Source organism: Bacillus cereus group sp. BfR-BA-01523, from assembly GCF_022662615.1.
GTDB lineage: Bacteria > Bacillota > Bacilli > Bacillales > Bacillaceae_G > Bacillus_A > Bacillus_A mycoides.
The window spans coordinates 203,941-218,202 of the sequence record NZ_JAKUDX010000003.1; the positions used below are offsets into that span (position 1 = coordinate 203,941).

Below are 14,262 nucleotides of genomic sequence, written 5' to 3' on the forward strand. Positions count from 1 at the left end.
CACGCTTACCTCACACACATTTTTCCTTCATAGGAAAGAGAGTGAAAGTTATTTTGATATATCATCAAAAAAAAACTGACTGCTATTATGAGCAGTCAGCTTTTTTTCATTATTTTACATAATTTTCTTTAACAACCGTTGCACAACGCTCACATAATGTTTCATGTTCTACATCTTTACCAATTGTTTCTGAAACAACCCAACAACGTTCACACGTCTCACCTGTCGCCTGTGCTACAACTACAGCTGTATGCTCATACTTTGGTGCATCTGTTGGTGCTTCTTCAATTGTACCACCAAGTTTATACTCAGAGACGATGAATAATTGCTTTAAGTCTTCGCTAATAGACTCTAACATAGCCTTCATTTCTGCAGTCGGATATAGCGTAATGCTCGCATTTAATGACTTACCAATTACTTTCTCATTACGAGCTACTTCTAACGCTTTTAAAACGTCATCACGTAATGTCATAAATGCATCCCATTTTGCTCTTAACGCTTCTGAACCCTCTACTTCTGTAGCTTCTGGCATATTAGTTAACTGTACGCTTTCTTCTTCTGCACCAGGAACATATGGCCATACTTCATCAGCTGTATGAGGTAAGATTGGCGTTACAAGTTTCGTTAATGCAACAAGAACATCATATAATACAGTTTGAATTGCACGACGATCCGCGTGATCTGCACCTTCAATGTATAAAATGTCTTTTGCAAAGTCTAAGTAGAATGAACTTAGATCAATTGTACAGAAGTTGTGAATTGCATGATATACAGCAGCAAAGTCATATGTTTCATATGCATCTTTTACTTTTGTAATTAAGTCATTTAACTTCACTAACATGTAACGATCTACTTCACGAAGTTCAGCTACCGCTACTGTATTTTCACTTGGATTAAAATCATCTAAGTTTCCTAATAAGAAACGGAATGTGTTACGGATTTTACGATACACTTCTGCTACTTGTTTTAAAATATCATCTGAAATACGTACATCAGATTGATAGTCAACAGAAGATACCCATAAGCGTAAAATGTCTCCGCCTAATTGATCCATAATTTTCTTCGGTACGACGATGTTTCCAATCGACTTACTCATTTTACGTCCGTCACCATCTAGTACGAAACCATGGCTTAGTACGCCTTTATACGGAGCTTTACCAGTTACAGCAACTGCTGTTGATAATGAAGAGTTAAACCAACCACGATACTGGTCAGATCCTTCTAAATATAAATCAGCTGGACGTTGTAAGTCTTCGCGCTCTTCTAATACCGCTTGGTGAGAAGAACCTGAATCGAACCATACATCCATGATGTCTGTTTCTTTACGGAATTCACCATTTGGGCTACCTGTATGTGTAAATCCTTCTGGTAATAAATCTTTCGCTTCACGCTCGAACCATACGTTAGAACCGTGCTCACGGAATAAATCTGCTACATGATTAATTGTTTCATCTGTAATAATTGGATCACCATTTTCTGCATAGAATACAGGAATTGGCACACCCCATGCACGCTGACGAGAAATACACCAGTCACCACGGTCACGAACCATATTATGAAGACGAGTTTCTCCCCATGCTGGTACCCATTTTGTTTCCGCAACAGCTTCTAATAATTCTTTACGGAACGCTTCAATAGATGCAAACCACTGCGCTGTCGCACGGAAAATAATTGGTTTTTTCGTTCTCCAATCATGTGGGTATGAATGCGTAATGAATGTTAGTTTCAGTAACGCGCCTACTTCTTCTAATTTTTCCGTAATTGGCTTGTTAGCTTTATCATAGAATAAGCCTTCAAATCCAGGTGCTTCATTTGTTAATACACCTTTATCATCAACTGGGCAAAGTACTTCTAAGCCATACTTTTTACCAACAACGAAGTCATCTTCCCCGTGTCCTGGTGCTGTATGAACACAACCTGTACCTGCATCTGTTGTTACGTGCTCTCCTAGCATAACTAATGAGTCACGATCGTAGAATGGATGTTTTGCAACTGTATACTCAAGTTCGCTACCTTTTACCGTTTTCACAACTTCAGCATTTTCCCACTCTAATGTTTTTGCAACTGTCTCAAATAGTTCAGAAGCGATGATATATTTCTCATCATTTACTTTCACAATAGCATATTCAAGTTCTGGGTGAACAGAAATACCTAAGTTTGCAGGTAACGTCCAAGGCGTTGTTGTCCAAATAATGTATTTCTCATCACCTTCTAATACGTTCTTTCCATCTTTTACAGGGAATGCTACGTAAATAGATGCTGATTTTTTATCTTGATATTCAATTTCAGCTTCTGCTAAAGCTGATTCACTTGTTGGAGACCAGTAAACTGGTTTTTGTCCTTTATAGATATAACCTTTTTTCGCCATGTCACCAAACACTTTAATTTGTTGTGCTTCATAAGCTGGCTCTAAAGTAATATATGGATTATCCCAATCTGCACGTACACCTAAACGCTTAAATTGTTCACGTTGACGTTCTACTTGCTCATATGCATACTCTGCACATAACTTACGGAACTCAGCAACTGTCATTTCTTTACGCTTTACACCTTTATTTGTTAAAGCTTGCTCAATTGGTAAACCGTGTGTATCCCAACCTGGTACATATGGTGCACAGTATCCAGTCATTGATTTAAAACGAACAATAAAGTCTTTTAACACTTTATTTAGTGCGTGTCCCATATGAATGTCACCATTTGCATATGGAGGTCCATCATGTAGTACAAATAAAGGACGGCCTTTCGTATGTTCTTGTACCTTTTCATAAATATTCATTTCAGCCCATTTTTCTTGCATTGCAGGCTCACGTTTCGGTAAATTCCCACGCATCGGGAATTCTGTTTTTGGCATTAGTAATGTATTTTTGTACTCCATGCTCAATTCCTCCTTAAATATATAAACGACAGACCTTAAAAAAGGGAATAAAAAAGAGACCTCTCATCCCCAAAAAGGGACGAGAAAGTCTCCCGCGGTACCACCCTAGTAGACCATATACAAATGCATAAGGTCCTCTTTATATTCTTAACGCGAATATACGCCTACGCTTACTAAATTTGTTCAGCGCGGAACTCCAGGGTGATATTCCCATTATCTCCTTATCCTGAGCTTACACCATCCTCAGTTCGCTATATAAGGTATGAAAAAGGTACTTATCCCTATCTTCGTTTTTCTTAATAAATATGCTGTTTAAAATTATATGTAATAATGAGAAAAACGTCAAGCTTACACTGTTTCTTCTTTTTTCAACAGTTCGTCCACTTCGTCTTCTAATTCAATTAGTTTATCCCAATCATCGTTGTTTAACATTTCAAGTTGTGTTTCTAATAACATACGGAAACGAGTTCGGAATACTTTCGCTTGTTTCTTCAACTCTTCAATATCAAAAGCAACTTTTCTTGATTTCACTAACGCTTCATTAATGATACGATCTGCATTTTTTTCTGCTTCACGTACAATTAATTTTGCTTCTTTTTGTGCATTACGCTTCACTTCTTCAGCAGCTTCTTGTGCGACAATGATAGATTTGTTCAGCGTATCTTCAATATTAGAAAAATGATCTAACTTTCCTTCTAATTGTGCAACCTTTTCTTCTAAAGCTTTTTTCTCACGAATGACTAATTCATAATCTTTGATGATTTGATCAAGAAACTCATTTACTTGATCTTCATCGTAGCCACGAAACCCGCGACCAAATTCTTTGTTATGAATATCTAATGGTGTTAACGGCACAACGCCACCTCCAAGTAGTTATCTAAATTTCCTCTTTCAATTATATCTTTTCTTCGACAAAATAAGAGAATTTCCTTCTAAAAAACCAATCATTTTAGTATACCATACAAAACTCTCCATTTGTCGCGCTTCGTTTTACCTTCTACAGAAAATAATTTACTTCGTCCATACCCTCTAACCGAGAAAACATCCCCTGGAAAACATTCATACGAAGTTTGCTCTACTGTTTTCCAATTGACTTTTACTAAGCCACCTTTTATAAGAGGCTGTACCTTCTGCCTAGATATATGTAGCATTTCAGCTAATAAAACATCTAGACGAAGTGACGAAACAGTCCCAGATTTTTCTCCCCATTTTTCACCTACACGCAAAATTTTCTCTACTTGTATAGGAGAGAGTGTGACTTTCATTTTCCCTATTGATTGTAAGTTCATTTCAATATACGATACAACTTCTTTGGCAACTGCAATTTGGGCACGGTCTTCTTGAAGCAAAATATCACCACATTTTTCCCTTGTTAAACCAAGCGACATGAATGCACCTAATATTTGCCTATGTTCTAGCGTAAAAAACTTGGAAGGATAGTCAATTTCTAATACTTCTACTTGAAATTCCTCTTCATTTAATTCTAGATAATCTGGATAAATTAGTGCTCTTTTCCGTTCGGCTTCAGGCATCGCACCATCAAACCGTACAGCTACATCTCCTTGCCCTATTACCATAGAAACAATTTGTTGCTGTCTTGGATCAAGAAAATCTGTTAACTTGACTTGATGGTACTCAGCAGCCTGTTTCCACTCTAATACTTTATCCACAAAGACCTCTTCATCAGGTCTAAAATGCTCATAGATGCTCATGTATTTAACCTCACACTATAAAAAATAGTTGAATAAACTCACTAAACCACCTCTAGCAAGTTTCAAGGCAACAATAGCAACAAGTGGAGAAATATCAATCATACCAAATGGTGGAATAAACCTCCTAAACGGCTCTAAATACGGTTCGCAAATACGCGCAAGAAAATCTCCAAAAGCTGATTCCTTTGCGCCAGGAAACCATGATAGGAGAATGTAAATAATTAGTGCCCACGAGTAAATCTCGATAGCAGTAAGTAACACTGTTAAAACTGTTGTCATGGCGTATTACCACCTCTTTATATTTGTCTCTTCTTCTTCACCGAATAACTCTGAAATCGCACCAACGATATCAACATTTTCAGGTGTACACATAAATGTTTTCGGGCCTATTTTTTGAATATCCCCGCCTATAGCGTATACAGTACCACTTAAAAAGTCAACGATACGTACAGCTTGATCTGTAGACATTCTTTGCAAATTAATTACAACAGCTCGTCTACCTTTTAAGTGATCCGAAATGCCTTGCGCTTCCGAATATGTACGTGGTTCTAGTAAAACAACTTTTGAAGATTGCTTCGCTGTTTCAATACTCACTACATTTTGCTTCGGTTGCACTTTCGCAAACGGAACATCTTGTTGTTCTGGGGGATCTTGTTGCTTTTTCATGTCTGTTTGCTCCTTTTCATAACTATATTGAGCTGCTTCTTTTTCTTCCGGTGTGTCAAAAAAGAAGTATTTTACTTTTGACCAACTCATAATAACTTTCTCCTTCCTCCTACGCTTTTCCTACTAAAACCGTTCCCAAACGAATATATGTAGCGCCTTCCTCAATTGCAATCGTGTAATCATTTGACATTCCCATTGATAATTCTTTACATGGTGCATGTAATAATTCTAGCTCCTGCACCTCTGTTTGTAGCATGCGCAATTCCTTAAAGCAGCGACGAATCTCTTCCTCTTCTCCTGTAAACGGAGCCATTGTCATTAATCCCACCACTTCAATCTTATCCAATTCTTGCAAACTTTGAATAAAAGAAATTGTTTCTTCTATCGCCAATCCTTGCTTTGATTCTTCAGATGATGTTTTCACTTGAATAAAGCATTTAACTTTCTTATCAGCACGTTTTTGAATTTCTTTTGCAAGCGAAAGACGATCTAATGAATGTAAATAATCAATCTCATTAATGATTTCTTTTACTTTTCTCGTTTGCAATGATCCAATAAAATGCCAATTCACTTTTGAACCGAAATGCTCGTATTTTTGTAAGAAACCTTCATTTCTATTTTCACCTAAATCAATAATTCCTGTTTCAATTACTTCGCTTGTTTTTTCAATCCCTACAGTTTTTGTAACTGCAACGAGCTTAATATCTTTCATCGAACGTCCAGCTCGTACACAAGATTCTTTAATTACTTCGTTTACATCTGCTAAATTCCCTTGCACTGTCACTTACTTCACTCCTCCTTAAAACCTATGAAACTCAACATTCTCCCCGTCTTACCTTGATCACGACGATGAGAGAAAAATAATTGTTCTTCACAGCTTGTACAAAGAGATGACATTACAATATGTTCTTCTTTTATGCCTGCTTGTACACATAATATACGATTAACTTCTTTTAAATTAATTGCATACTGACCATCAGAAATTACTTTATGAGGAACAGATCCGTTTACTACTTGCTGTGCTGCTGTTAATACACGATCATCAACAACATAACAACATGATCCGATTGCAGGACCAATTGCGACATGAATTTCATCACTTGAAACACCTTCTGCATTCCACTTTTGAATCATTTCTTTCGCAATCTCTGTTACAGTCCCTTTCCACCCAGCATGCGCAAGTCCTATCATATCATGTGATGGTGCATAAAAATAGAGCGGAACACAATCAGCGTAACAGGATGTTAAGAGAACATCTTTGTTAGTCGTATAAATGCCATCCGTTTTTGGAATACCGTCTTCATATGAATAAACGCCTTTCCCTTTTTCTTGCAGTCCTACTTTCTCAACATGATGGTCATGAACTTGTTCAGAGCAAATCCATTTTTCTAATGGTTTTTGTAACTTATTAGCTAAAATGCGTCTGTTTTCATGAACATTCTCCACGATATCATTCACATGTAATCCTAAATTCATCGCATGAAAGGAGCCTGTACTTACTCCACCATCTTTTGTCGTAAATCCAACAGTAATGTTTCCAAGTTCTTTCCACGCTTGTAAATACAGTATACCGTCCGCATATTTAAATGGTTCTCTCATAAAGCGACTCCTTTTAATTAAAATAACAGAAAAAAGTATGGTACTTCCTGTCTATTTTACCATACTTTTATTTTTTCATAATGACAACAGAAAAAAAAGAGGAATTTGTAATATTCTTTATGAAATTGTCGGTGTTTGTATTGATTCTGTTACAGAATTAACATGATCTACTTTTACAAGTATGACATCTTCTCCAATTTTCATAATTTGCTCCCAAGGAATCACAAATTCTACTTCCTTCCCAAAGAGTCCAAGCATTCGTGCCTGCTTAGAAATAATAACCGCCCTAATCTTTCCTGTGTCTATATCAATATCAATATCTCCAATATTCCCAAGCCTCTTTCCATCTGAAACATTTACAACATCCTTCATTTGAAACTCCGAAATCCGTATCATATTCATCCTCTCCCTTATATCATGAATCGTAAGTACGCTCTCAAATAAAGTGAAACCTTAATCAGTGGGATTATCCCCATCCCTACTGATTATTAACCCATGCAAATCGGACTTTTACGGGCAGTCCCGCTTCCATCTAACTTTTTACTTCAGCCTAATTTCGAAGCGGATAAACAGTATATAACCGCTACTAATAGAACATCCATTTTATTTTCATTATATGAACCTACCCAATCTACTATGAGCGCAAAATATTATATATAAAAAAGACCTCACCATAACTGGTGAGGACCTTATCCTTGAATCGTCTTATTCATTTGCTTAATAGCAGACTTCTCCAAACGTGATACTTGCGCTTGAGAAATCCCAATTTCTTCGGCAACTTCCATCTGTGTCTTTCCTTGAAAGAAACGTTTTCGAATAATCATTTTTTCACGATCATTTAAACGCTTCATTCCTTCTTTCAACGCCAGTTCTTCAACCCACTGCTCGTCCTTTTGTTTTTCATCCTTTAATTGATCCATAACAAAGATAGGATCTCCTCCATCGTTATAAATCGGTTCAAATAATGAAACCGGATCTTGAATCGCATCTAGTGCAAAAACAATCTCTTCATGTGTCACTTCAAGAACTTTCGCAATATCCATTGCTGTTGGTTCTTTTGAATTTTCAGCAATCAATTTTTCTCTTACTTGCAACGCTTTATACGCAATATCTCGTAATGAGCGAGATACACGAATTGGATTGTTATCACGCAAATATCTGCGTATTTCTCCAATAATCATCGGCACAGCATACGTTGAAAACTTTACATTTTGGCCTAAATCAAAGTTATCAATGGATTTCATAAGTCCAATGCAACCAACTTGAAATAAATCATCAACATATTCTCCTCTGTTATTAAATCTTTGGATGACGCTCAGTACAAGACGTAAGTTTCCATTCACTAATTTCTCTCTGGCGCTTATCTCTCCACTTTGCATTTCACGAAATAATTTACGCATCTCTTCATTTTTTAGTACTGGAAGTTTAGCTGTATCAACACCGCAAATTTCTACTTTGTTTCTCGTCAAAGTGTTCCCTCCTATCGGGAGTTGCTGTACAGTGTAAAGTATTTCCTTTGAAGGGGATTTTATGCATACGGTTTTTCCATCATTTTTCACAAATATCATATTTCCTAATGCACAAAAAAAGAATAAGACCAGTCTAGATACCGACTGGTCTTATTCTTCACACCATTTTATTAAATTCTTTTCGTAATCTTTTTATAATTCTTTTTTCCAAACGAGAAATATAAGACTGTGAAATTCCAAGCATATCAGCCACATCTTTTTGTGTCTTCTCTTCGCCACCAGCGAGTCCAAACCGAAGCTCCATAATTTGTTTTTCACGGTCATTTAATTGATGCAATGCTTTCATTAAAAGATGACGATCTACAGTAGCTTCTAAATCTTTTGTAATAATGTCATCATCTGTACCTAAAACATCTGATAGTAACAGTTCATTTCCGTCCCAATCAATGTTAAGCGGTTCATCAAAAGAAACTTCCGAACGATTTTTATTATTTCGACGCAAATGCATTAAAATTTCATTTTCTATACAACGAGATGCATATGTTGCTAATTTAATTTTCTTTTCTGGATTAAATGTATTCACTGCCTTAATAAGACCAATTGTTCCTATACTAATCAAATCCTCAATATTGATCCCTGTATTTTCAAATTTTCTTGCTATATATACAACAAGCCTTAGGTTACGTTCAATAAGCATCGACCTCGCAGCTTGATCTCCATTTGGTAATTTATTCAAAAGAACTGCCTCTTCTTCTTTCGTTAACGGCGGTGGCAACGCTTCACTTCCACCAATATAATAAATTTCATCGGTCTTAATTCCTAATTTCAGCAATACTTTATACCAAAGGTATACCAAATAAAATTTAAATTTCACCATATTATCCCGCCTCTCATAATTAAGCAATTACCATCTTTTGCGAAATCAACATTTTCGGATGTACAATGCATTGATACTCTCCATTAGTAGATAATTGTTGTGTACTTAATCCAATCAGTACTTTGTTTACAACAACCGAACTACCTTCATGATAAACTCGCACACAATCTGGCTTAATTGCCCATAAAAATTGATTCTCTACTCCTACTGCTCGGAAAGGAATTAAACGTAGTTTCGTCGCCCATCCAGAATCATTTTCTGGTATTTGAGGAATTTCTGTTTTGGAATAAATTTGTTCTGTTAACCAAGCTGGCAAACAATGTTCTAATGATGAAATATGCATAATCATAACGGGTGTTTTCGTTAACGGGTCATAAAGTTGGTTCCCACTATCAATTAGACCTGCTAATTCTAGTTCCTCTCCAGCTAATTGAATTTCCACTTTCACGATTTGATCATAGTGTATCTTTGTGACCTCTACGCTTTCTATACGCTTTTTAGAAAAATAATAAATTACTGGAAAACCAAAAATAACAAATACCCAACTAATTGGATCACCGTAAGAAACTGATTTAGATTGAACTAATCCATTTACCATTTCGTTCGTTTGCAAAAAGTAATGCGTTCCAATTAATCCTCCACCAACCATAAAGGTTACAAAATAGAAAGTAAAAACAGTTTGTGTATAATTTCTAAATGTCGAAAACCCAAATGCTGTATACACAATAAGTAACGAGTACAATAGTTTCATAATTGGATGTGTCATCATAGAAGCAAAAGGCGTAAAGGCGAAAATAACAATAGTTGAACCTATAAATGCCCCTAACACAAGCCTCCATCTTTTGATTCTCTTTTTTAACACGGTGGCTGTTAATAAAAGTAAAAGAAAATCAATGCAGGCGTTTAACAACCAAACGATGTCGGCGTAAACAACCAAACAATTCACCTCTTTTTTTAAGTTGAGACTAGTATAATGCATATCCAATAGGAAAGTGTGTCAATTGGTGGAGGGATTTTTTTGTTATTTTGTGATTTCTAGACATAATCTGTCGGTAAAAAATAAAAATGTATTTTTCATAGAATAATATAAATTTCTTACTTGTATACATAATAATTGAATTATATATATACAAAGTTTATCTTGCTATTTGCGGGCAGTAAGACCCTGCCTCAAAATTCAGCTATAAAAAAGTACAGAAGTTAAGTGGGAGTCGGGCTAACAATCATTTTCGGATGAACACCCCCGATTAATTAAAGTTTCAATTTATCACAGCTTATGGCTTAAAAATAGGACTGGGCTCTCCATATGCAAAATAATAAAAAAAGATCTGCTTAGCAGATCTTTTCCATTTAGACAACAAAAAAAAGGAGCATGAAAGCTCCTTTTCTTTTATCGTCTACGACGATTACGTAAGAATGCTGGAATATCGATGTCATCTGAATCTGTATGACGATCATGCACAACCGGCTCTTCACGTTTCATTTCACGCTTAACTTCACGTTGTTTTGAAGGTTGAGCTACTGGTTGTTGTTGCTGTTGTGTGTGATTCGCAGTCGGACGGATAATTGGTTTTGGTGGTTGTGTCGAAGCACTATCATCAAAACCAGTTGCAATTACAGTGACAACGATATCATCTTTTAATCCTTCATTAATAACAGAACCGAAGATCATATTTACTTCTGGATCCGAAGCTGAAGCTACAATGTCTGCTGCTTCTTGTACTTCATATAAACTTAAGTTTGCGCCGCCCGTAATGTTCATAATAACACCTTGAGCTCCATCAATAGATGTTTCTAGTAATGGACTAGAAATCGCTTTTTTCGCAGCTTCAGCAGCACGATTTTCACCATTACCAGAACCGATACCCATTAAAGCAGAACCTCTATTAGACATAATTGTTTTTACGTCTGCAAAGTCTAAGTTAATTAGACCTGGTGTAGCAATTAAATCAGAAATACCTTGAACACCTTGACGTAATACGTTATCTGCTTCACGGAACGCTTCTAACATTGGCGTATTTTTATCAACAATCTCTAATAAGCGATCATTTGGAATTACGATAAGTGTATCTACATTTTCTTTAAATGACGCAATACCAGATGCAGCTTGAGTTGCACGTTTACGCCCTTCAAATGTAAATGGACGTGTTACAACACCAACTGTTAACGCGCCTAGTTCTTTTGCAACTTGAGCAACAACTGGAGCTGCACCAGTTCCAGTTCCGCCGCCCATACCAGCAGTTACGAAGACCATATCCGCGCCACGAAGCGCTTCTTGAATCTGTTCTTTACTTTCTTCTGCAGCTTTTTTCCCTACTTCAGGGTTTGCGCCTGCACCAAGTCCACGCGTTAATTTTCCACCAATTTGCATTTTCGTTTCAGCTTTTGATAGATTTAATGCTTGTGCATCAGTATTCACAGCGATAAAGTCTACACCTTGTACACCGTGTTCAATCATACGGTTTACAGCGTTGTTTCCGCCACCGCCGACACCGATAACTTTTATATTCGCTAATTGATCTTGAGTAGTATCAAACTCTAACATGTCGAAATCCCCCTAGAACCTCATTTTTCGTGTCCAATTTTAATCCCATAAATAACGGAATGCACGTTTTACTTTTGACATCATGCGGTCATCATTTTGATTAGTATTGTTTTGATTACGAGTTTTTTGTTTCGCAGGTTGCTGTTGTACCGGCATTGGTGCTGGTACTGGTTCAAAATGTTCTTGCTTTTCCTGCACATTTTTCCCACGTAATTTAGCTTTTTGATAAGAATGTTTAATTAATCCAACTCCACTTGTATATTGAGGCTCACGAACACCAATATAATCAGGAGTTGCTATACGAACATTTTCATGTAAAATATCGTATGCAAGATCAAGAACACCTGGCATAGAAGCTATCCCACCAGTTAGTACATATCCAGAAGCAGCTTGCTTTACTCCTAACTTATGCACTTCATCTTGAACAAACATTAAAATTTCCTCTACACGAGCCTCTATTATATCCGATAATTCCAACTGAGAATATTGTTCTGTTTGATCGCTTCCCATAATAGGAACCGTAAACATCTCTTCTTCAGATGCTGTATCATAAAAAGCATGTCCATATTTCAGCTTAATTTGATCTGCATTTTCTGTTGAAGTTTTCAGCCCAATCGCTATATCCTTCGTTATATGATCTCCACCTAATGGCAATACGCTCGTTGCTTGCAACTCTCCATCTTTAAAAATAGATAAGGTTGTAGATCCTCCGCCCATATCAACAAGGGCTACCCCTCTATTTCTTTCATCCGAAGATAACGCAACTGTCGCTGCCGCTAAAGGTTGCAGACAAATATCAACAATTTCAAGACCTGCTTTTTCTACACAACGAAGTAGGTTATGTAGTAAAGTTCTCGAGCCTGTAATAAGTGTACCTTCCATTTCTAATCTTACACCGATCATCCCGCGTGGATCGTTAATCTCGTCAAGACCGTCTACAATGAACTGTCGAGGTACCACATCAATAAATTCACGTTCAGGAGCAATTGACACAACTTGCGCTGCATCTAGAACGCGTAAGACATCTTCATTCCCGATTTCACGATCTTCATTTGAAACAGCGACTACTCCGTGACACGGGAGCAACTGTACCTGGTTTGCATTGACACCTACTACAACTTGCTCAATGTGGATACCCACCATGCGCTCAGCTTGTTCAATTGCTTTTTTAATTGATCGAACAGTTTCATCTATATCAACTATCGATCCCTTTTTCAAACCATTTGATTTTACGTTTCCAACACCAATAATGTTTAAGCTATCATTAACCATTTCACCAATGATGACTTTAACATTGGATGTACCGATGTCAAGACTAACATATATTTCATTGCTGTTCATTCTTTGGCACCTCCTTCTTTATTTATACCATACAACTCAATATATGGAACAACAATCGCAACTTTACTATTTATAAGAAAAATATTCAACGTCTTTGTACGTTTCCCTTTTTTAACCCTATATTTTTCTTATTTTTATTTAACATTCATTTAAGAATATCGCAGTAACCTGTGAATAACTGCTCTATCTTGAAATAATTATATTTCAAGTGTAAAGATTACCGCCAAGTATAAGTCTACACTAAGATGTACTTGTAGAAAAGTGAAACTTGTACCAATCCTAGTATGAATCTAAGAAAATTTACATTTTTTTCATCAAATTAAGCATTCTTGCAAATTAGCATCCATATAAAAGAACGTTTGTTTCATTTCATACGTAATAACGCAGTAAAAACTATCATTCTATTCTTTCTTTTCTTCAGCACCTAGTTCCTTCGTATATGCACCCACTTCTAAGTCAATTAAAACCTTCTTACCAGGTTCAATTGTTTTTAAAATAAGTGGATAAGCTTCCATTCGCTTTGCGAAATTTTGAATAGTGGTGCTCACTTCATATCCTTCATTCATATATAAAGTAAGATGATCTTCATTTGCGTTCGTTGGTGTATAACGAATTTCAGAAATAGACCTTAAAATAGTTGGCGTTAATTTTTCTAGTTCTGCAATTAATTCCTTCATTTTTTCCTCTTTAAATGGTTCAAAAATTGGTGCTGTAACTGGAAGCTTTCCGTTCGGAAGTACATCGAGTGTTTTCCCATTTTCTAATAACGGTTGTAATTTCCCATCTTTGTTTATATAGCCAATTGTTAAATATTCTTCGATATGAACATCAATTTTGTTTGGGAAACGTTTTTTTACATTTACCTCTTTAATTTCTTTTCGTTTCGTTAAGTTTTCTTCTGCTTTATGTGCTGTTACTCGGAAATAACTCGTATCATATGTCACACCTGATTCCTTCATAACTTGTTCATCTGTCATATAATGATTTCCAAAGACACTTATCTTTTTTATATTACTAAGCGGAGACCGAAAATAAATTAAAAAGAGTACTAATAAAAATAAAATCGATATGTATAAAATTAACCGATGATTAACAGGTTTCTTATTTTTTTTATTTTGATTCTTTAATTTTGGTACACGATCTTGTAGTTTAATCACTTTACTATTTTTCATGTACGA

At 36.1% G+C, this 14,262-nt stretch carries 14 protein-coding genes and 1 other annotated feature; all 14 genes read right to left on the minus strand.

Translation table 11 applies throughout. From position 1 onward, the window contains the following. Positions 1–109 precede the first annotated feature (109 nt). The 14 genes from ileS2 to divIB all read right to left on the minus strand — a co-directional run bounded on the left by ileS2 (position 110) and on the right by divIB (position 14,256). Positions 110–2,875 carry an isoleucine--tRNA ligase gene (gene ileS2, locus MR066_RS09315; RefSeq protein WP_242246909.1) on the minus strand — a complete coding sequence of 922 codons (2,766 nt, stop codon included), beginning with the start codon at positions 2,873–2,875 and terminating at the stop codon, positions 110–112. A gap of 72 nt (positions 2,876–2,947) precedes the next feature. Beyond that, positions 2,948–3,172 (minus strand) — a binding site (T-box leader). Between the two features lie 51 nt (positions 3,173–3,223). Further along, entirely contained in the window at positions 3,224–3,730 is a 507-nt protein-coding gene (gene divIVA / locus MR066_RS09320; protein WP_001131609.1) for a septum site-determining protein DivIVA, read from the minus strand. Between the two features lie 89 nt (positions 3,731–3,819). Continuing rightward, positions 3,820–4,587, minus strand: a complete 768-nt coding sequence (locus tag MR066_RS09325; protein ID WP_002033759.1) for a YlmH family RNA-binding protein — start codon at positions 4,585–4,587, stop codon at positions 3,820–3,822. Between the two features lie 15 nt (positions 4,588–4,602). Further along, a complete protein-coding gene (locus tag MR066_RS09330) occupies positions 4,603–4,866 on the minus strand; it encodes a YggT family protein (protein WP_002014720.1) in 264 nt (87 codons plus the stop codon). 6 nt (positions 4,867–4,872) lie between these two features. Continuing rightward, positions 4,873–5,343, minus strand: coding sequence for a cell division protein SepF (locus MR066_RS09335; RefSeq protein ID WP_002014721.1), 471 nt, complete (start codon positions 5,341–5,343; stop codon positions 4,873–4,875). Positions 5,344–5,362: 19 nt separating this feature from the next. Further along, positions 5,363–6,037: a YggS family pyridoxal phosphate-dependent enzyme gene (locus MR066_RS09340; RefSeq protein ID WP_002033757.1), complete on the minus strand. Its 675-nt coding sequence runs from the start codon at positions 6,035–6,037 to the stop codon at positions 5,363–5,365. A gap of 5 nt (positions 6,038–6,042) precedes the next feature. Next, positions 6,043–6,852 carry a peptidoglycan editing factor PgeF gene (gene pgeF, locus MR066_RS09345; protein ID WP_002128855.1) on the minus strand — a complete coding sequence of 270 codons (810 nt, stop codon included), beginning with the start codon at positions 6,850–6,852 and terminating at the stop codon, positions 6,043–6,045. Between the two features lie 117 nt (positions 6,853–6,969). Continuing rightward, the gene (locus MR066_RS09350) at positions 6,970–7,248 is read right to left on the minus strand and encodes a YlmC/YmxH family sporulation protein (protein ID WP_012261605.1); all 279 of its coding nucleotides are present in this window, start codon (positions 7,246–7,248) and stop codon (positions 6,970–6,972) included. A gap of 293 nt (positions 7,249–7,541) precedes the next feature. Further along, positions 7,542–8,321 carry an RNA polymerase sporulation sigma factor SigG gene (sigG, locus tag MR066_RS09355; protein WP_002014725.1) on the minus strand — a complete coding sequence of 260 codons (780 nt, stop codon included), beginning with the start codon at positions 8,319–8,321 and terminating at the stop codon, positions 7,542–7,544. 157 nt (positions 8,322–8,478) lie between these two features. Next, positions 8,479–9,198: an RNA polymerase sporulation sigma factor SigE gene (gene sigE / locus MR066_RS09360; RefSeq protein ID WP_002128857.1), complete on the minus strand. Its 720-nt coding sequence runs from the start codon at positions 9,196–9,198 to the stop codon at positions 8,479–8,481. Between the two features lie 19 nt (positions 9,199–9,217). Further along, entirely contained in the window at positions 9,218–10,135 is a 918-nt protein-coding gene (gene spoIIGA / locus MR066_RS09365; protein WP_002142939.1) for a sigma-E processing peptidase SpoIIGA, read from the minus strand. Positions 10,136–10,588: 453 nt separating this feature from the next. After that, entirely contained in the window at positions 10,589–11,743 is a 1,155-nt protein-coding gene (ftsZ, locus tag MR066_RS09370) for a cell division protein FtsZ (RefSeq protein WP_002014730.1), read from the minus strand. 39 nt (positions 11,744–11,782) lie between these two features. After that, positions 11,783–13,084: a cell division protein FtsA gene (gene ftsA / locus MR066_RS09375; protein WP_002014731.1), complete on the minus strand. Its 1,302-nt coding sequence runs from the start codon at positions 13,082–13,084 to the stop codon at positions 11,783–11,785. 401 nt (positions 13,085–13,485) lie between these two features. Continuing rightward, positions 13,486–14,256 carry a cell division protein DivIB gene (gene divIB / locus MR066_RS09380; protein WP_242246911.1) on the minus strand — a complete coding sequence of 257 codons (771 nt, stop codon included), beginning with the start codon at positions 14,254–14,256 and terminating at the stop codon, positions 13,486–13,488. Positions 14,257–14,262 lie beyond the last annotated feature (6 nt).

What these genes read in the sequence shown, in the direction of transcription:
- MR066_RS09350 (WP_012261605.1), bottom strand. Translation starts at nt 7,248, where the DNA reads ATGATACGGATTTCGGAGTTTCAAATGAAGGATGTTGTAAATGTTTCA.
- MR066_RS09325 (WP_002033759.1), bottom strand. Translation starts at nt 4,587, where the DNA reads ATGAGCATCTATGAGCATTTTAGACCTGATGAAGAGGTCTTTGTGGAT.
- pgeF (WP_002128855.1), bottom strand. Translation starts at nt 6,852, where the DNA reads ATGAGAGAACCATTTAAATATGCGGACGGTATACTGTATTTACAAGCG.
- MR066_RS09330 (WP_002014720.1), bottom strand. Translation starts at nt 4,866, where the DNA reads ATGACAACAGTTTTAACAGTGTTACTTACTGCTATCGAGATTTACTCG.
- ftsA (WP_002014731.1), bottom strand. Translation starts at nt 13,084, where the DNA reads ATGAACAGCAATGAAATATATGTTAGTCTTGACATCGGTACATCCAAT.
- ftsZ (WP_002014730.1), bottom strand. Translation starts at nt 11,743, where the DNA reads ATGTTAGAGTTTGATACTACTCAAGATCAATTAGCGAATATAAAAGTT.
- sigE (WP_002128857.1), bottom strand. Translation starts at nt 9,198, where the DNA reads ATGGTGAAATTTAAATTTTATTTGGTATACCTTTGGTATAAAGTATTG.
- ileS2 (WP_242246909.1), bottom strand. Translation starts at nt 2,875, where the DNA reads ATGGAGTACAAAAATACATTACTAATGCCAAAAACAGAATTCCCGATG.
- MR066_RS09335 (WP_002014721.1), bottom strand. Translation starts at nt 5,343, where the DNA reads ATGAGTTGGTCAAAAGTAAAATACTTCTTTTTTGACACACCGGAAGAA.
- divIB (WP_242246911.1), bottom strand. Translation starts at nt 14,256, where the DNA reads ATGAAAAATAGTAAAGTGATTAAACTACAAGATCGTGTACCAAAATTA.